Raw genomic sequence first — 16,983 nt, forward strand, 5'->3', positions numbered from 1 at the left:
TTAATCGTAAAGAAAATTGAAGGTAACTCGAGCAATGAGCTTACCGGTGGTTGGGTTACAGCCCCCCGAATCAATACAGGATACCCCTGCGGAAAATGCCATAGCGGCTCCTGTGGCTGGCGGAACTATTCCTTGAAATTGGAGCTTGTCACCATGGCTAACGGTATTCATGTTTTGAGTTAGCAGCACACCAACCCCTTGAGCGTCTGAGTCAGCGTCACGAAACAGCCATTTACCATCATTACCATCACCATTTCCAGTGACCTGGATAACAGGCTTTTGGCTACTAGGTGCCGTCCCGCTACAATTTTGTACTTCCAGAGAGAAAGTATTGGATGCAGCCACGGCTCCCGATAACAACGAGCTTGTTTGGACACTCCCCAAATGCAAAACCTCTTGATCTAGCTTAATTTCGCAAGTTCCAGGAACAATGGTGGCACGGAAATCCACTGTTTCAGCAGCTTGTACCGGCATAGCGACTACGCCGATGAAGAGGCTCGCAGAACCCGCATTACGGCACCACTTTAGTAAAGGCATCGATACCTCCAAGATCGTTGATCACCCGCCAACGGATCTCCCCTTGTTTAACTTTGGTCGGGAAGATATGACTACTGAAAGGGGCAATCATACTGGCTTCGGGGCTCGCCAAAGATAGCGCCTCTCCGGCAAAACTGATGCCAGCAAAGTTAATAAAATAGGGTGAGGCGTTATAAACCTGTAGTCCCTCTTTCACTGCGGTAAATTGTAAATTCTTATGGGCATTGGCGGCAGTCGGGGCTAATCCAGCAGGGCGATAAAATAGCTTGATGATGTTCGCAACGCCCAGTTTTATTTCACCGCCAACGCTTTGTTGCTGATCTTCTCCTGCTCCTGCAACGCTACCGGGTATAGCCCGAGCATTAATATAGAAAACCGATTCACGATCACTGGGCAAAGACCCGCCTTTAGCAGAAATCCGAATTTGGTTGCTACTATTTGGTTCGAGGCGAAATAACGGAGGAGTGACCAAAAAAGGGGCGACTCCGTTTCCATCAATAGAAGCGCTGACGGTGGTCTGTACCAAATAAGGAGCATCTGGTTGCGTATTACGCAAAGTCAGTGAAACACTCGATGCACCCTGTGGGTAAATCAACCGAGTGGCACTAATACCAAATCCGCCAGCCTGAGAGGTTTGACTGGCAGTCAAACCAACAAATATTAAAGACAGTGTGCGAAATAAAAATTTCATTACTCAAACTCCTCTTGCCTGATGGCAGGGAGTTATCATCACCTGCCATCAGAAATGGTTAGTTATAAACGAAGCTAAATGTAATTGGCGCACTAATCGTTGTATTTTCGATCTCTGCCTTATTAGTGGTATTGCTAGCTAACGCGGCACTTAAAGAAATCGATTTTTCGAAATCTCCAGCTCCCGGCGGGTCACCCGCAGTACCGACAAGAATAGACTCCCCACTTTGTAGGATATTGCCTGTACCGTTATGTTTGATCATGACACCAACATTAGAACTATTATCTCTGTTAAAGATATTGCTATCGCCGCCACTCAATGTGGAACCCGAAATAAGCAAGCTCGCAGTATCATTCTCCGCTAATGGTGTCCCACAATTCATCAGTCTCACATCAAAGTTTTGTGCTGTCGTATCAATAAAAGTATTAGCGGCAGTGAAAATGCCTGCGGAGTGGTTATTCAAATTCAATCGATCAGTGACCGAGACATCACAGGTAGCACTTACGATGCTAGCCTCTATCGTTATCATGGCATTACGACCAGATTCTGCTGCAAAGGCCGTCCCAGTCGAAGCCAACAATAACAAAGCGGCAGGTGATAAAGTTAACAGTGTTGTACGCATGTATTTATTCCTCTAGTGACACGTTGATTAAGGATTTGAGTGTGTCCTAGAGGGAGCTAAAAATTTAATGATTTAGTCTAATTAAGGTGGAGTTAAGACTCTTCAGGTTTACCTTCAATAAAAATAAACTTGTAACATATTGATTTATAATGCGCTTAACTTCTTTCTTAATTGTATTCTTCAATACAGACAATGCAGAATAACAGTCCGAATATGTTTGAAACATGACAGTTAATTCCATCAATTGGGGTTATGTGTTGAAGTCAGCTACCTGAGATAGCCCAGCTTTATGACTGATATCTTTTCAGGTTCTCTAACCCCAATAAACAGCATAAAGACAATTAACAGATAATGGAGCTTGCACATGGCGCTCTCCTCCAGAGGACATAATCAGTATGCCGGAATGCATGGTTCGCGTTGACGGGTTACTGGCAGGAGGCTGACCAGTAATAATATCCTCAGTATGCTAATAGGCCACTATTGCTAAAAGGCTAACTCTCGCGATCTCCTAAAACCTTAGAGCAGTACACATAGGGCATGGTTTTAGTCGAAATATAATAACTTCCGTTACGATTTTTAGTGAAGAAAGCAGCCATCGGATAGTCATCAACTAAATAAAACCTCGATAACATCAGATCTGAAAATAAGGATTCATTAACATTATTAGTTTCACTCACCCAGTTCCTCTTCGATGTTAATAACAAATCATCATTAATCGCTGTTACATCAAAAAAGGTTCTACGACTTATCGTGCCTATTTTTTCATTATTTTTATAAACAACGCCATCAATATAGATAATTCCATTTTTATTATTCATAGAAAATTCGACCATAAGTTTTGTTATTAGTCCTAATTCTTTCCTATGAATGGTCAGATTCGCATTACAATTAATAACATCATTTTTATAGTATCTAATTTTTAGCAAAAAAAATGAAATGAAATAGACAAACAAGATAGACAGTATCATTTCAGTATGAAATAAATTTTATTCACAAGAGCAATATCGTTCATCAAAGCAAAACCTTATCATCTTAAATTAATTTATTTTTACGTCTATTTAAAAATAGTGAATTTTATTTTTTTCAATCCAAAGATATAGCCCTTGATTATTAATGACGTTTATCTTCCTCATGACATTTCGTTTATGAGTACTAATGGTTTTCTCACTTAGATTCAGCAAAAGAGAAGCCGTCTTAGTGGTAATACCATTATAAAAAAATTCGCAAATTTTTATTTGAGTTGACGTTAATTTAATAACTCCACGATCATTACAGATAACATCATGCCCGTGACCATGCTTTAGCATATTAGCGATTGTATATTCAACTTTACGAATTAATTGATTAACACTGTCATTTCTAAAAATGACAACTTCCGAAGACAGCTCTTTTGCCATATGTTTTTTGTCTCTAATTTCAAGAGTAACGCTGACATTCTCACAAAGGGATATAGTGATAAAGCCATCATCACTTTCATTACCAAGGCTCGTAGTCTTAACCAATAAGCATACTTTAAGGCGGCTCTTAAACAAATGATACAACCCATATGAAAAAAAATTATCATGGTCAGATATCGTTATCATGCAGCGCATAGAAATGTACTCTTAACTTGAATTAAAAAATTAGGGCAGCAATTAAAACATAAGCAAAAAAATAATATAAATCATAAGGTCTTAATAAAAATTAATTAATGAAGTTATGCAGAGAGGTTCATATCAAAGTGTCACAAGAAAAAACATAACTCATTGAAATATAAAATAATTATTTAATTTTTTTGTGTGGGGATTTCACTAAAACTGTGGGAGAAAGATGGTTTTTTGTTGAGCAGAATTTAACCCAGTTAAGACTAGGTTAATATTCAAAGTAACGAACATGACCATGAAAACAAATAATAATGATATAGGTTGTAATAAAAAACCCTTAAATATCTCTAAGTTAAATTGTCGAAGCCATGCCGCCATTTAAGCAGAAAACCCAATAAACTAATCCTTATTACATAGAAAACTTGCCACATTATTAGACTCGATAATATAATTATTATTGTTAATTCTATAAATAGAAATCAAGAGATTACTCCCTACTTGAGACATAAAACTAGGTAGCATCTGCTCAAGGTCAGTTCGGCTCACTTCGTCTGAAAGACTAATCTCAATGCCAGTAAAAGTCAGAACCGTTTTATTATCAATATCAGAGATATTAAATAGTGTCTTCCTAGTTAATTGATAGGGTATGTTATTGTTAGTAACAATTCCATTTATTATCATATAACCAGTTTTACTATATAGATTTATTTCAACATTGGACTTGATGTTGAAATTTTTACTGTACGTATAATGCACACCATGGCAATTTAGTTTTTTATTGTTATTATCCGCTAAAAAATAAGCATAGGCAATAGCGGAAACAATCATGATGACTGATATGAAAATCAGCAATATATATTTAGTATTTAATTTCATTAAAACCACCATGATTGACGAATATTTCAGTTCTACAATTATTCTTCTTACTATAATTAACTTCAAACTCGCAAGAAATGACTGATATTGTAGGATGTCTTATTGTATAGTTTAAGTAAATATAAGGGTAAGTATTACATTCTAATGATTGCTCACTTAGAAACGTATTAATTTTTCCTGACTTTCCAAGTTATGTAAATCAGTGCTGGTGAATATACTGCACCCATCAATTTTTGATAAAAATGTGAAGTTTTTAGGGTAGTCGATTATACGCTTAGGAATACTTTTATGGATAAAATAAAATACAGCACCAAATAAAATCAAAACAGATGCGGATAGCAATACTATATTATATTTATTTTTGGTTGCTATTTTTTTATCTTGTTGCTGAGGAGCAATATTCTCGACAATAACTTCATCTTCTTCAGGGGCAGGGTCAATCTCAACTTCGCATTCTGCAACTTTAGTGACGGTAAAGATAAACCCTTTTCCTCTTACAGTCGTGATGGTTTCACCAGACAACCCGATATCTTGCAATGCTTTACGTAATAATGAAATGTTTTGATACAGAGTATTCGGTGTGACATTCACACCATTATCACCCCAAGCAATTAAATACAAATCACTTTGCGATATTATCACTCCAACTCTATTAACAAACGCCTCTAGTAATTGTGCTGTTGGCACGTTGAGTTTAATGCGAGCACCACCCAAAGAGGATAAGAGGGTACCACTTTCTGGGTAAAATGAAATATTATCATTTATAGTATAACATTTACTCATGCCAATTATTTCCAATGATACGTATCAAAAATTTATTATAGATAGCCAGCAATAATAATCAATAAAAGAGAACATTGCGATGGCAAATCTACCAAGGGTTAATTTTGTAGATATTCCATAATAGCCTTTCTCTTTTTTCGAGAACGTAATTTGCTTTTTCCGTCCGTGAAGATCAATGATGCATTCATACAACCGCAAAGCAGGACCGCTAACAGGCTGTGTCTTAGAGGTATAATCGAAGTATGAGCATTAAGATTCGTCCATATCAGGAAAGTGACCGCCCTTTTCTGCGCACCTTATTTCTGGCATCACGGCGAGCTGCCTTTAGTTGGCTGGATAGTGAGCAGTTTCGTTTGGAAGATTTTGACCGTTCTACGCTAGGTGAAACAATTTTGGTCGCCATTGAGGGTGATAGGCTCGTGGGTTTCGCTTCAATTTTTATGCAGGAAAGCTTTCTGCATAACCTCTTTATTGATCCGCAGGCTCAGCATTTCGGGGCAGGCAAAGCCCTATTACAAGCAGCACAAGCACTATTTACCAGCCACGGTTCACTCAAATGTCTGGCGAAAAACCAGCGAGCACTGGCGTTTTATCAAAAACAGGGATGGGTGGCAATCGCTACCGGCAGGAGTAACGACGGCGACTACGTTTTAATGCATTGGCATAATGAAAAGCTCAAATAAGCTTAAGGGATTTACCGTCAAACGTGGTCGGTATGCAGGTATTGCACGATCTGTTCCTGACTACAACTGCCGCCCCCACGTGTGGATCAGACGTCATATTAAATCCCGTCCAACCGTCAATCTCCGCCCGTCGCATAGGATTTGCTGTCTTTCATTCCATGGTGATATTGCGTAGCGTATGGCATTCACCACAGTGACCTAACGCCTCAACAAAGCAAGCCCCTTGATTCCATTGCGCATCTTTACTGCTATCAGGTTCGAAATGCTGCCCCTCAAATTCCAGAGCCATAAACTCCAGCGCTGATTGAATAGAGTAGCAAAGGTGATTTGGTGACGTGGCAAATTAGGTGTGGATGATGCAATTAAGGGGAAATCCTCTGCGAGAGCAGAGGTTGCGGTAACTAACAATTCTACATTGACGCACCAAAACTGTGGGTCGATATTAAGGAGTTAATGGCAGACTTGCATCAATTCGTTTTCACTCAGGCCTGTTGTTTTCATAACGATAGAGCGATCAACACCATTAGCCAGCAGAGAGTTGGCAATTTTCACTGCCATTTCTTTTGCACCTTCTAGGTGACCTTCTTGAATGCCTTCTTGTCTCAATTTTTGTGCAATCGTCATGAGTAGCTCCTTGTGCTGTGGCGAACGACAGGCCAGTTCCCAGATAAACGTTTTCGGGGCCGAATCCTCACCATTTTGTAGCATGTAATTTATCAATGAGATTAGCTGATCTTTTGTAGTGTAACTGCTTGAGAGTAGCGTGACCAGTGGGTCCATCAGTTCAGAGATATCACGCTGACGTATGTGTTTTTGCAACAGTTCGAGCATGGCGATACTCCGATGAGTCATGATTTCATCATCAGGGATCACAGTCACATCAACTAATGGAAAGTCACCACCATACAACTTCCTCGCCAGAGTTGGTGTGTTAAACGCTTGCAGCCAGTTCATTGGATATGGATACGGCGTTGCCTGACCATGGTAAAACAAAATGGGAATAACCAGCGGTAGTTTGTCATTGCCAGCTTCAAGATGACGTTGCATAGCTGCGATGGCATAACGCATCAACCGAAAAGCCATATGCTTATCAGGTGAACTTTGATGTTCGATTAGGGCATAAATATATCCGTCCTGTGCCTGCGTTCTTAGCGAATAGAGGACGTCAGAGTAATAGGCACGTAAGTCATTTTCGATAAAACTGCTCGATTCTAATTGTAGAGTGTTTAAGTCACAAATTTTCCGTAATTCAAGGGGTAAGTGAATCTCCAAAAAATCACGAGCAGTTTGTTGATGGGTCATAAATTGTTTAAAAATTGCATCATGAGGTGTCGGTGTCGTTTTCATGAGCGCATAGTAGCACGATCAATTTATCACATTGAATATTAAAGATTATTTTCAGATTATCACTACAAATGGCCACTAAGACGTGTATGTTACTCTAATGAAGTCGCTAAAAAATTCTGCTATTAGAAATGTGTACGTCTAACGAATTTCCTGCGGATACCAATTATTTGGCTAAGAAACAAAAAAACCCGCAGTTACGCGGGTTTAGAGGTATTTTACTGCTTTTCCGTGCAGGCTGAAATCATTCCCACTCGATGGTCGCAGGGGGTTTTCCACTGATATCGTAAACGACACGTGAGATGCCATTCACTTCATTGATGATACGGTTCGAAACGCGGCCTAAGAAGTCATAAGGCAGGTGCGCCCAATGAGCTGTCATAAAATCAATGGTTTCAACCGCGCGCAGCGAGACAACCCAATCATATTTGCGGCCATCACCCATCACGCCGACAGAACGAACAGGTAGGAACACGGTAAAGGCTTGGCTGACTTTATTGTACAGATCCGCTTTGTGCAGCTCTTCGATAAAGATGGCGTCAGCGCGGCGCAGTAAATCACAATACTCTTTTTTCACTTCGCCAAGGACACGGACACCTAAGCCAGGACCTGGGAATGGATGACGGTACAGCATGTCATACGGCAAGCCCAATTCCAGACCGATTTTGCGCACTTCATCTTTAAACAATTCTTTCAGTGGCTCTACCAGCCCAAGTTTCATTTCTTTCGGCAAGCCGCCCACATTGTGGTGCGATTTGATCACATGTGCTTTACCGGTAGCGGATGCAGCTGATTCAATCACGTCTGGATAAATCGTCCCCTGCGCCAACCACTTAACTTGATCTTGCTTGCAAGCTTCTTCGTCGAAAAGCTCAACAAATACGCGACCAATAATTTTGCGTTTTGCTTCAGGCTCGTCCACACCCGCCAGGGCGGCAAGGAAACGATCTTCTGCTGCAACATGGACAATATTTAGGCCGAATTTATCGCCGAACATTTCCAGCACTTGATCCGCTTCGTTTAAGCGCAGCAAGCCGTTATCGACAAACACACAAGTCAGACGCTTACCAATCGCGCGATGCAGCAGCATTGCGGTCACGGATGAATCAACACCGCCGGACAAGCCGAGGATCACGTGATCTTCACCGATTTGTTCACGCAAGCGGACAATCGCATCTTCGATAATCGTTGCCGGCGTCCACAGTGCTTCGCAGGCACAGATATCGAGAACAAAGCGCTCAAGCAGACGTTGACCTTGCTTGGTGTGCGTCACTTCTGGGTGGAACTGCACGCCATAAAAATGCTTTTCTTCGTTGGCCATAATGGCAAACGGACAAGTATCAGTACTGGCAACTGTCACGAAATCGGATGGAATAGCAGTGACTTTATCGCCATGGCTCATCCACACATCGAGAACAGCTTCACCGGCCGGATTGATGGCATCTTTAATATCACGGATAAGTGCACTATCCGTTTTAATTTCAACCTGCGCATAACCAAATTCACGCTGATTTGACCCTTCAACTTTACCACCCAACTGCATGGCCATGGTTTGCATGCCGTAACACACACCCAATACTGGCACACCCGCAGTGAACACATAATCAGGCGCTCGTGGGCTGTCATGCTCTGTGGTGCTTTCAGGGCCGCCGGAAAGGATAATACCGCTTGGATTAAAGTCACGGATTTGGGCTTCGGTCACGTCCCACGCCCATAATTCACAATAGACACCAATTTCACGAACGCGGCGCGCCACCAGTTGGGTGTATTGCGAGCCGAAATCAAGAATAAGAATGCGATGTTTATGGATATTTTTTGTCATGTGCGGCGTATTCCAAGGGTTTTTAATAAAAATAAATAACTAAAAGCATTCCCGTCGGCGGGACCAAGAAGTGAATTGACGACCGCTGTATAGCATGCACAGCGGACGAAAATCAAACTCACCGGTTCCACCTAAGGCATTAGCCCATGCGGTAGTTCGGTGACTCTTTGGTAATGGTCACATCATGCACATGGCTTTCTTGAATACCTGCGCCACTGATACGAACAAACTCAGCTTTGGTACGCAATTCATTGATGGTGCCACAGCCAGTCAGCCCCATACATGAACGCAGGCCACCCATTTGTTGATGCACAATCTCTTTAAGCAGACCTTTGTAAGCCACACGCCCTTCAATGCCTTCTGGCACTAATTTATCGGCAGCATTATCGGTCTGGAAGTAACGGTCTGAAGAGCCTTTGGACATCGCGCCCAGTGACCCCATACCACGGTAAGATTTAAACGAGCGGCCTTGATACAGTTCGATTTCGCCTGGAGACTCTTCTGTGCCCGCCAACATAGATCCGACCATGACACATGCCGCGCCAGCCGCGATGGCTTTCGCAATATCACCAGAGAAACGAATGCCGCCATCAGCGATCACCGGAATACCGGTGCCTTCCAAAGCTTCAACTGCATCGGCAATCGCTGTGATCTGCGGCACACCAACACCGGTAACAATACGAGTAGTACAGATAGAACCAGGGCCGATACCCACTTTAACAGCACTCACGCCAGCATCAGCCAGAGCCTTCGCACCGGCACCTGTTGCAACGTTACCGCCGACGATTTGCAGATTTGGATATTTAGCTCGCGTTTCACGAATGCGCTGTAACACGCCTTCAGAGTGACCATGAGATGAGTCAATCAGCAAGACATCCACACCCGCAGCCACTAAAGCATCTACACGCTCTTCGTTACCTGCACCAGCCCCGACAGCAGCGCCAACACGTAAGCGGCCATGTTCGTCTTTACAGGCGTTTGGCTTGCGTTCTGCTTTTTGGAAGTCTTTCACGGTGATCATGCCGCGCAAGTGGAAGCTATCATCAACTACCAACGCTTTTTCTACACGTTTTTCATGCATTTTTTGCAGCACAACTTCGCGCGCTTCGCCTTCCTTGACGGTAACCAGCCGCTCTTTTGGTGTCATCACCGCTGTCACGGGTTGATCCAAATCGGTGACGAAACGAACGTCACGGCCAGTGATGATCCCAACCAACTCATAATCTTCGGTCACGACCGGATAACCGGCGAAGCCATTACGGGCTGTCAGTTCCTTAACTTGGCGTAGAGTCGTCGTTGGTGTCACTGTCTGTGGTTCGGTCACAACACCACTTTCGTGCTTTTTGACCCGGCTAACTTCTTCAGCTTGGCGCTCAATGGACATATTTTTGTGGATGAAACCTAAACCGCCTTCTTGTGCCAATGCAATGGCCAAACGAGCTTCGGTAACGGTATCCATGGCTGCAGAGAGCATAGGAATATTTAGGCGGATAGTTGCAGTCAGTTGAGTGCCAAGTTCCGCCGTATTAGGCAGTACTGTGGAGTGGGCTGGAACCAAGAGGACGTCGTCAAACGTTAGAGCTTCTTTCGCGATACGTAGCATGGGCAATATCTCACCAAGGTGAATGTGAAAAGATAAAATATTGCCGTGGCATTCTACAGAGCGTAACCGTTTGCCTCCAGTACTTTTTCAGAATATTTCTTGCCAACCGGTTTCAGGTAGGTAATATCGATCAATTAAGTGCTTGTTTTAAAATTTGATCTAGGTCACATGTCACAATCTTCTGCCTCAACAATTTTTACCGTCAGCCGCCTAAATCAGACGGTGCGACAACTGCTGGAAATGGAAATGGGCCAGATTTGGCTCACCGCTGAGATTTCTAATTTCTCTCAGCCCTCTTCCGGCCACTGGTATTTCACCCTAAAAGATGATCGGGCGCAGGTGCGTTGTGCGATGTTTCGCAATACCAACCGCCGTACCACTTTTCGGCCACAGAATGGTCAACAAGTTTTGGTCAGGGCATCGATTACGCTTTATGAACCCCGTGGTGACTATCAGTTAATTGCCGAAAGCATGCAGCCTGCCGGTGACGGATTGCTGCAACAACAATTTGAGCAGTTGAAGCAAAAATTGGCCGCAGAAGGGCTATTTGAACCAAGCACTAAGCAACCCCTTCCCAGCCCCGCCAAACAAGTCGGGGTCATTACCTCATCCAGTGGCGCGGCGTTACACGACGTGTTGCAAGTGTTGCAACGCCGTGACCCTTCGCTACCGGTGATTATTTACCCAACGGCGGTACAAGGTGCTGATGCGCCAATGCAGATAGTCCGCGCCATTCAACTCGCTAACCTGCGGGCCGAATGCGATGTATTGATTGTCGGGCGTGGCGGTGGTTCGTTGGAAGATTTATGGAGTTTTAACGACGAGCGAGTTGCTCGCGCCATTTTTAGCAGCCGAATTCCCATTGTCAGCGCAGTCGGCCATGAAACCGATGTCACTATCGCTGATTTTGTTGCCGACTTACGCGCCCCAACCCCTTCTGCCGCAGCAGAGTTAGTCAGCCGTAACCAGCTGGAACTGGTCAGGCAAATACAGGGGCAGCAACAAAGAATGGAAATGGCGATGGATTACTATCTGGCACAACGTAGCCAGCAATTCACTCGACTTGAACATCGCTTGCAGCAGCAACATCCACATTTGCGTCTGGCACGCCAGCAAACCCTGCTGTTGAAACTACAACGTCGTTTAGCAGAGAGTGCGCAGACACAAATTCGCGTATTGGGGAAGCGTACCGAACGGCTCCAGCAACGTTTGGTTCAAGCTCAACCGCAAGGGCAAATTCACCGTTATAGCCAGCGAGTACAACAACAGGAATACCGTTTGCGTCAAGCATTGGAGCGCCAACTCAATGACTACCGCCAGCGCTTTGGTATCGCCTGTTCGCAACTGGAAACGGTCAGCCCATTGGCGACGTTGGCTCGTGGCTACAGCGTGACACAAACCCCTGCGGGCGCACTTCTCAAGACCACCAAGCAAGTTCATGCCGGCGATAAGCTAACCACCCGTCTACAGGATGGTTGGGTGGAAAGTGAAATCACTCAAATCAAGGTGGCGAAGAAGCCCCGCCAGCGTAAAACAACTGAAAATTAGCGCCGTTCATTAACTTATCGCTATGCCATTAGGCCGTTGGCAGATAACTAAATCGCACGCGGCTTTTCGAAACCAGCCCATGGCCCTGCTGGCAAAAATAATCTACTGCACCGCAGGCTTTCAGCACTTGCAGAGGCTTGCCGCATTCAGGGCACTCGGCCTGCTGCTGATAGTTGCCCTGGCAGTGACTGCAATGGAAGTGACCACTGACTTCACCCATCACTTTTTGGCAAACCGGACATAACGCTTCCATCATTTCGCTCCTGCACTTGCATTAAAAAATCACATCACACCCATCGACCGTAAGAAATAAATCCCCAGTGCCGTGGTGAAGAAAGATCCGACAGTCGTCAGCGCAATGATATTCGCGGCTAAGGTGGCGTTGCCTCCCATTGCACGCGTCATAACATAACTACCCGCGGCGGTTGGCGTGGCAGAAAAGAGGAAAATAATCCCAAGCGTCGCCCCGCGAAAGCCCATCAGTATGCCGCCAAACGTCATCAAAAAAGGGACTACGAATAATTTGGCTACCGAAGATAATGCCGCCACGTTAGACGAACGGAACATTGCCTGCCAATCGAGGCTCGCCCCTGTACATAACAGAGCCAATGGGAGGGCTAATGCAGAAATATAGCCACCTGTCTGCACAATCACTGTTGGGATCGGTAATCGAGTCTGAGCATAGGCCAAGCCGCATAATAGCCCAATGATCAAAGGATTAGTGACGATGCTACGCAGCAAGGATAGTTTGCTAATTTTGCCACCCTGCCCCGACTGTAGGCTGCGGGTGAGCGTTATCACCGATAACATATTAAACAATATCACCGTGACCGTGAGATACATTGACCCCAGAGCAACACCTTCGGCGCCATAGGCTGTCATCGCGAAAGCCAAGCCGACAATGGCAGTATTCGCCCGAAAACCACCCTGCACGAAAACCCCGCGCTCTTTTGGGTCTTTGACTAACCATTTGGCCGAGAATTCAAGCAGTAGGAAGGTCAGCAGGGTTCCAATTGCGCCGTAGATAACCAATGGCAGGTTATCCATCAGGCTGACATTATTGGTGGCGATACTGAAAAACAGCAGGCAAGGGAGGGCGAGATTGAAAACCAAACGCGTTGCGCCATCACAGAAACGGTCATCCAACAGACCACCGCGCCGCAACAGCATACCGAGTAACATCATCAGTAGGTTCGGCACTGTGACACCGAATGCAAAACTCCACGTTTCCCAAGACATCGTTGGCTCTCAACTCCTTTTGCTTACCGTGACACAATCTAAGTTTGGGACTAGCCCATGCTGATGATAAAAGGCATAACGCTAAATAGACAAAAAGCGCGGAACATCCGCGCTTTACTGTCGTTACTTGCCTTTTTTCAGGTGCGACATTAACCGTTTACGCTTACGCATTTGATTCGGCGTTAAGGTATTGCGCTTGCCCGCAAACGGGTTCTCACCCTCTTTAAACTGAATACGAATTGGCGTACCCATCACTTTCAGTGAACGGCGGAAGTAATTCATCAGGTAGCGTTTGTAAGAATCAGCCAGATCCGTCACCTGATTACCGTGGATAACCACTATCGGTGGGTTATAACCCCCCGCATGAGCATATTTCAGCTTAACGCGGCGACCACGAACCAAAGGTGGCTGATGGTCTTCTTCCGCCATTTGCATAATACGGGTCAGTAATGAAGTCCCGACTCGCTTAGTCGAACAGTCATAAGCTTCTTGGATGGATTCAAACAGGTTGCCAACGCCGCTGCCGTGTAATGCAGAAATAAAGTGAATACGGGCAAAGTCAACAAAGCCAAGACGCAGGTCCAGCATATCTTTCACTTGCGTACGCGCTTCTTCTGTCATGCCATCCCATTTATTGACCGCAATAACAAGTGAGCGCCCACTATTGAGAATGAAACCTAGCAACGACAGATCCTGATCTGAAATACCATCACGGGCATCAATAACCAGCAACACTACGTTGGAATCTTCGATGGCCTGCAAGGTTTTGATAACCGAGAATTTCTCAACAGTTTCAGTGACTTTACCGCGTTTGCGCACGCCAGCAGTATCAATCAAGACATATTCACGTTCATCACGTGTCATCGGGATGTAAATACTGTCACGGGTGGTACCCGGCAAGTCATACACCACCACACGGTCTTCACCGAGGATACGGTTAGTTAGTGTGGACTTACCTACATTAGGGCGCCCAACAATAGCCAGTTTGATTGGCAGACTGCGCGGATCGAAATCATCCTCTTCGTCGTCTTCAGGAATTTCGTCTTCATCCGCTTCCTGCGCAGCCCAATAAGCCGCGTTTGCCTCTTCATCGGTCAACTCAACTTCAGGCTCTTCGGCGTCAATGTATGGCGCCATGACATCTTCAATCAGTTGAGTCACGCCACGGCCATGGGAAGCTGCAATCGCATGCACTTCACCCAAGCCTAATGAATAGAAATCAGCGGTGGCTGTATCTGGGTCAATACCATCAGTCTTGTTAGCAACCAGAAAAGTGGCTTTCTCACGGCTACGCAAATGCTGGACGATACCCTGATCCGCAGGCATCAGCCCTGCACGAGCATCAACCATAAACAGCACAATATCAGCCTCTTCAATCGCTAATAACGATTGGCCGGCCATTTTGGTTTCTACACCGTCTTCTGTGCCATCAATACCACCGGTATCGATAACAATAAATTCATGCCCTTCGACTTCGGCACGACCATATTTGCGGTCACGCGTGAGTCCGGGAAAGTCCGCAACTAACGCATCACGGGTGTGCGTTAAGCGGTTAAATAAAGTGGATTTACCCACATTCGGGCGCCCGACCAGCGCGATGATAGGTATCATTGTTGAAGCCTCATTACTTAATTTTCAAAGCGTTACCGCGCTGAACAAAACCTTCAACAGCACAGTTTATAGAATACAAACGGCCCCTGATCATCAGGAGCCGCTTTGAATCCTTCGTCCTCGACGTTACAACGGTTTAGCGGCATTCATTCATTTGCTGCTTTGCTGTAACGCCAATGAATTCGGGTATTGGCCTGTTAAACAGGCTCTGAATCATAATTAACGGGTGAACGCGTAAACCGTGCCGCCTCTAGCCTGAACCAGCAGCTTATCGCTGGCAACCACTGGCGCACTTAAGAAACCAGAGCTGTCCACACTTTGCTGAGCGACGAAACGGCCATCATCCGTATTCACCCAGTGCAGATAACCTTCAGCATCACCGACCACCAGATAACCATTATACATTACTGGAGCAGTCAAGTTACGATGTAATAAATCGCTTTGGCTCCAAAGGGTTATGCCACCATCAGTCTTCAGTGCAACAATTCGGTCATTCTGATCGACCAGATAAATACGGCCGCCATCAACAATAATGTCGTTGACTGACCCCATTTCGCGTTTCCATATAATCTGGCCAGAACGCAGATCCAGTGCAGTCAGGTTACCGTTATAAGCCAGTGCATAGACCACACCATCAACCACAACAGGTGTCGTATCGACATCATTTAGGCGGTCAATTTCAGTGGTGCCGGTCACTTGAGAAATACGCTGCTGCCAAATCAATTGGCCTTGTTCCATCATCACTGCACTGACGCGGCCGTTATCACCACCAACAATCGCTGCACCGAATGCCACTGCCGGTGCAGATTCGCCCCGCAGAGACAATGCTGGCGTGTCTAGATTGAGTGTCCACTTAATCGCACCGTCAGATTCATTTAGCGCTTGCAGCATACCATTTGAAGTGTGAATCAGTACCACACCATCGCTGACGACTGGGCGAGATAAGGCTTCACCCGCGACCACGGTTTGCCAAGCAACTTGGCCGTCGTCAGAATTAAGGGCATAAACCACCGCTTTCTCACTACCGACGTACACATGTGCACCAGAGGCTGTTACACCACCTGAGAGCATTGCTGATCGATTACTGGTGAGGAAGTTGGTTTTCTCCGACAGATCGGTTTGCCAGATTTGTTTCCCCGTGTCTGCGTCCATGGCTTTCACCAAGCCTTTACGGTCAGCGGCAAAGACGGTTGTCCCCTGCCAAGCTGGGCGCAAATGAGAGTAATAATCACCAACACCACCACCCACAGACGTACTCCATACTTTAGTTGGCGTGAATTGGTTCTCAACTTTTGGCAGTGGCGACATGGTCACCACATCTTCTTCACTGTTAAACAGCGAACAACCGCTCAATAGGGCAACAGAGACGAGTCCTACTAAGAGTGTTTTACGCAATTGCATGGGAATACCCCTTAGCTGGACAAATTATTCAATTTCATGCGCAGCAAAGCTTGCAGCGCCTGAGAAGCATTGGATTCGACGCCTTTAGTGTAAGCAGCCCGAGCACCAGGGATGTCACCTTTACTTAATAACGCATCGCCACGAACATCTTGAGCCATTGCAGACCAGCCATCACCTTGGACTGCATCCAAAGTTTTCAGCGCTTCGTCTGGTTTTTTCAGTTGCAGTTGCAAACGAGCAAGACGCAAATTGATCAGTGACAGCAGGTTTTCATCTTTGGTCTGACCCAGTGCTTGAGTCAATTGCTGTGCCGCTTTATCAAATTGATTTTGCTCAACGAAATGGTGCGCCAGTTCGAGTCCGGCAAGTACGCCATAGTTATTGGTATTGCTCTGTACAAACTTTTCAGCAAGTGCAACACCATCAGCGCTATTGGCTGACAACGCATCACTGGCTTGCTGATAGGCAGAGGCAGCGTCAGCCATGGCAGTCGTCTCATGACCCTGCCAGTAACGCCAACCTACTAATGCACCAATCCCGAGCACTACACCCACAGCCAGCGCTTTACCGTTCTCAATAAAGAAACGGCGCACTGCATCAACCTGCTCATTTTCAGTGGTATAGACTTCCACGGTGTCTC

General features: G+C 45.2%; 18 protein-coding genes. 2 read left to right on the plus strand and 16 right to left on the minus strand.

Annotated elements, in window-relative coordinates; all coding sequences use genetic code 11:
* From BN68_RS15845 to BN68_RS23010, 7 genes are all read right to left on the minus strand, one after another.
* Entirely contained in the window at nucleotides 1–537 is a 537-nt protein-coding gene (locus BN68_RS15845) for a fimbrial protein (protein WP_019212148.1), read from the minus strand.
* Nucleotides 512–1,228, minus strand: coding sequence for a fimbrial biogenesis chaperone (locus BN68_RS15850; protein WP_019212149.1), 717 nt, complete (start codon nucleotides 1,226–1,228; stop codon nucleotides 512–514). Before BN68_RS15850 ends, BN68_RS15845 begins: the two co-directional genes overlap by 26 nt.
* A gap of 58 nt (nucleotides 1,229–1,286) precedes the next feature.
* A complete protein-coding gene (locus BN68_RS15855; protein WP_019212150.1) occupies nucleotides 1,287–1,850 on the minus strand; it encodes a type 1 fimbrial protein in 564 nt (187 codons plus the stop codon).
* Nucleotides 1,851–2,341: 491 nt separating this feature from the next.
* Entirely contained in the window at nucleotides 2,342–2,668 is a 327-nt protein-coding gene (locus BN68_RS15860) for a hypothetical protein (protein WP_145494149.1), read from the minus strand.
* A 240-nt stretch (nucleotides 2,669–2,908) separates the two neighbouring features.
* Nucleotides 2,909–3,442, minus strand: a complete 534-nt coding sequence (locus tag BN68_RS15865; RefSeq protein WP_019212153.1) for a helix-turn-helix transcriptional regulator — start codon at nucleotides 3,440–3,442, stop codon at nucleotides 2,909–2,911.
* A gap of 390 nt (nucleotides 3,443–3,832) precedes the next feature.
* Nucleotides 3,833–4,309: a hypothetical protein gene (locus BN68_RS15870; protein WP_019212155.1), complete on the minus strand. Its 477-nt coding sequence runs from the start codon at nucleotides 4,307–4,309 to the stop codon at nucleotides 3,833–3,835.
* Nucleotides 4,310–4,465: 156 nt separating this feature from the next.
* The gene (locus tag BN68_RS23010) at nucleotides 4,466–5,092 is read right to left on the minus strand and encodes a winged helix-turn-helix domain-containing protein (RefSeq protein ID WP_019212156.1); all 627 of its coding nucleotides are present in this window, start codon (nucleotides 5,090–5,092) and stop codon (nucleotides 4,466–4,468) included.
* A 242-nt stretch (nucleotides 5,093–5,334) separates the two neighbouring features.
* On the opposite strand from BN68_RS23010, the gene BN68_RS15880 reads away from it, so the two are divergent.
* Nucleotides 5,335–5,775: a GNAT family N-acetyltransferase gene (locus BN68_RS15880; protein WP_019212157.1), complete on the plus strand. Its 441-nt coding sequence runs from the start codon at nucleotides 5,335–5,337 to the stop codon at nucleotides 5,773–5,775.
* Nucleotides 5,776–5,926: 151 nt separating this feature from the next.
* Here the strand turns inward: BN68_RS15880 and BN68_RS24365 are convergent, their stop codons facing one another.
* The 4 genes from BN68_RS24365 to guaB all read right to left on the minus strand — a co-directional run bounded on the left by BN68_RS24365 (nucleotide 5,927) and on the right by guaB (nucleotide 10,544).
* Nucleotides 5,927–6,064 carry a hypothetical protein gene (locus BN68_RS24365; protein ID WP_019212158.1) on the minus strand — a complete coding sequence of 46 codons (138 nt, stop codon included), beginning with the start codon at nucleotides 6,062–6,064 and terminating at the stop codon, nucleotides 5,927–5,929.
* Nucleotides 6,065–6,225: 161 nt separating this feature from the next.
* The gene (locus tag BN68_RS15885; RefSeq protein ID WP_019212159.1) at nucleotides 6,226–7,122 is read right to left on the minus strand and encodes an Rpn family recombination-promoting nuclease/putative transposase; all 897 of its coding nucleotides are present in this window, start codon (nucleotides 7,120–7,122) and stop codon (nucleotides 6,226–6,228) included.
* Between the two features lie 241 nt (nucleotides 7,123–7,363).
* Nucleotides 7,364–8,941 carry a glutamine-hydrolyzing GMP synthase gene (gene guaA / locus BN68_RS15890; protein ID WP_019212160.1) on the minus strand — a complete coding sequence of 526 codons (1,578 nt, stop codon included), beginning with the start codon at nucleotides 8,939–8,941 and terminating at the stop codon, nucleotides 7,364–7,366.
* 139 nt (nucleotides 8,942–9,080) lie between these two features.
* Entirely contained in the window at nucleotides 9,081–10,544 is a 1,464-nt protein-coding gene (guaB, locus tag BN68_RS15895) for an IMP dehydrogenase (protein WP_019212161.1), read from the minus strand.
* Between the two features lie 168 nt (nucleotides 10,545–10,712).
* Between guaB and xseA the strand changes: the two genes are divergently transcribed.
* Nucleotides 10,713–12,092 carry an exodeoxyribonuclease VII large subunit gene (xseA, locus tag BN68_RS15900; RefSeq protein ID WP_019212162.1) on the plus strand — a complete coding sequence of 460 codons (1,380 nt, stop codon included), beginning with the start codon at nucleotides 10,713–10,715 and terminating at the stop codon, nucleotides 12,090–12,092.
* A gap of 28 nt (nucleotides 12,093–12,120) precedes the next feature.
* Here xseA and BN68_RS15905 read toward each other — a convergent pair whose 3' ends face one another.
* From BN68_RS15905 to BN68_RS15925, 5 genes are all read right to left on the minus strand, one after another.
* On the minus strand, nucleotides 12,121–12,345 hold the full coding sequence (locus tag BN68_RS15905) for a zinc ribbon domain-containing protein (protein ID WP_019212163.1): 225 nt from the start codon (nucleotides 12,343–12,345) through the stop codon (nucleotides 12,121–12,123).
* A 29-nt stretch (nucleotides 12,346–12,374) separates the two neighbouring features.
* Nucleotides 12,375–13,331: an AEC family transporter gene (locus tag BN68_RS15910; RefSeq protein ID WP_019212164.1), complete on the minus strand. Its 957-nt coding sequence runs from the start codon at nucleotides 13,329–13,331 to the stop codon at nucleotides 12,375–12,377.
* Between the two features lie 123 nt (nucleotides 13,332–13,454).
* Complete coding sequence (der, locus tag BN68_RS15915) at nucleotides 13,455–14,942, minus strand: ribosome biogenesis GTPase Der (protein ID WP_019212165.1); 1,488 nt, start codon at nucleotides 14,940–14,942, stop codon at nucleotides 13,455–13,457.
* Between the two features lie 219 nt (nucleotides 14,943–15,161).
* Nucleotides 15,162–16,343: an outer membrane protein assembly factor BamB gene (gene bamB / locus BN68_RS15920; RefSeq protein ID WP_019212166.1), complete on the minus strand. Its 1,182-nt coding sequence runs from the start codon at nucleotides 16,341–16,343 to the stop codon at nucleotides 15,162–15,164.
* An 11-nt stretch (nucleotides 16,344–16,354) separates the two neighbouring features.
* The gene (locus tag BN68_RS15925) at nucleotides 16,355–16,975 is read right to left on the minus strand and encodes a YfgM family protein (protein ID WP_019212167.1); all 621 of its coding nucleotides are present in this window, start codon (nucleotides 16,973–16,975) and stop codon (nucleotides 16,355–16,357) included.
* Nucleotides 16,976–16,983: the final 8 nt, after the last annotated feature.

Origin of the sequence: Yersinia massiliensis CCUG 53443 (assembly GCF_000312485.1) — a bacterium.
Classification (GTDB): Bacteria; Pseudomonadota; Gammaproteobacteria; order Enterobacterales; family Enterobacteriaceae; genus Yersinia; species Yersinia massiliensis.

Bases quoted from the DNA above. Each gene is read 5' to 3' on its own strand.
- BN68_RS15885 (WP_019212159.1), bottom strand. From the start codon at position 7,122: ATGAAAACGACACCGACACCTCATGATGCAATTTTTAAACAATTTATG.
- xseA (WP_019212162.1), top strand. From the start codon at position 10,713: ATGTCACAATCTTCTGCCTCAACAATTTTTACCGTCAGCCGCCTAAAT.
- BN68_RS15910 (WP_019212164.1), bottom strand. From the start codon at position 13,331: ATGTCTTGGGAAACGTGGAGTTTTGCATTCGGTGTCACAGTGCCGAAC.
- BN68_RS15855 (WP_019212150.1), bottom strand. From the start codon at position 1,850: ATGCGTACAACACTGTTAACTTTATCACCTGCCGCTTTGTTATTGTTG.
- BN68_RS15860 (WP_145494149.1), bottom strand. From the start codon at position 2,668: ATGAATAATAAAAATGGAATTATCTATATTGATGGCGTTGTTTATAAA.
- BN68_RS15870 (WP_019212155.1), bottom strand. From the start codon at position 4,309: ATGAAATTAAATACTAAATATATATTGCTGATTTTCATATCAGTCATC.
- bamB (WP_019212166.1), bottom strand. From the start codon at position 16,343: ATGCAATTGCGTAAAACACTCTTAGTAGGACTCGTCTCTGTTGCCCTA.
- BN68_RS15905 (WP_019212163.1), bottom strand. From the start codon at position 12,345: ATGGAAGCGTTATGTCCGGTTTGCCAAAAAGTGATGGGTGAAGTCAGT.
- BN68_RS15850 (WP_019212149.1), bottom strand. From the start codon at position 1,228: ATGAAATTTTTATTTCGCACACTGTCTTTAATATTTGTTGGTTTGACT.
- guaA (WP_019212160.1), bottom strand. From the start codon at position 8,941: ATGACAAAAAATATCCATAAACATCGCATTCTTATTCTTGATTTCGGC.
- BN68_RS15845 (WP_019212148.1), bottom strand. From the start codon at position 537: ATGCCTTTACTAAAGTGGTGCCGTAATGCGGGTTCTGCGAGCCTCTTC.
- BN68_RS15865 (WP_019212153.1), bottom strand. From the start codon at position 3,442: ATGCGCTGCATGATAACGATATCTGACCATGATAATTTTTTTTCATAT.
- der (WP_019212165.1), bottom strand. From the start codon at position 14,942: ATGATACCTATCATCGCGCTGGTCGGGCGCCCGAATGTGGGTAAATCC.
- guaB (WP_019212161.1), bottom strand. From the start codon at position 10,544: ATGCTACGTATCGCGAAAGAAGCTCTAACGTTTGACGACGTCCTCTTG.
- BN68_RS24365 (WP_019212158.1), bottom strand. From the start codon at position 6,064: ATGGCTCTGGAATTTGAGGGGCAGCATTTCGAACCTGATAGCAGTAAA.
- BN68_RS15880 (WP_019212157.1), top strand. From the start codon at position 5,335: ATGAGCATTAAGATTCGTCCATATCAGGAAAGTGACCGCCCTTTTCTG.
- BN68_RS23010 (WP_019212156.1), bottom strand. From the start codon at position 5,092: ATGAGTAAATGTTATACTATAAATGATAATATTTCATTTTACCCAGAA.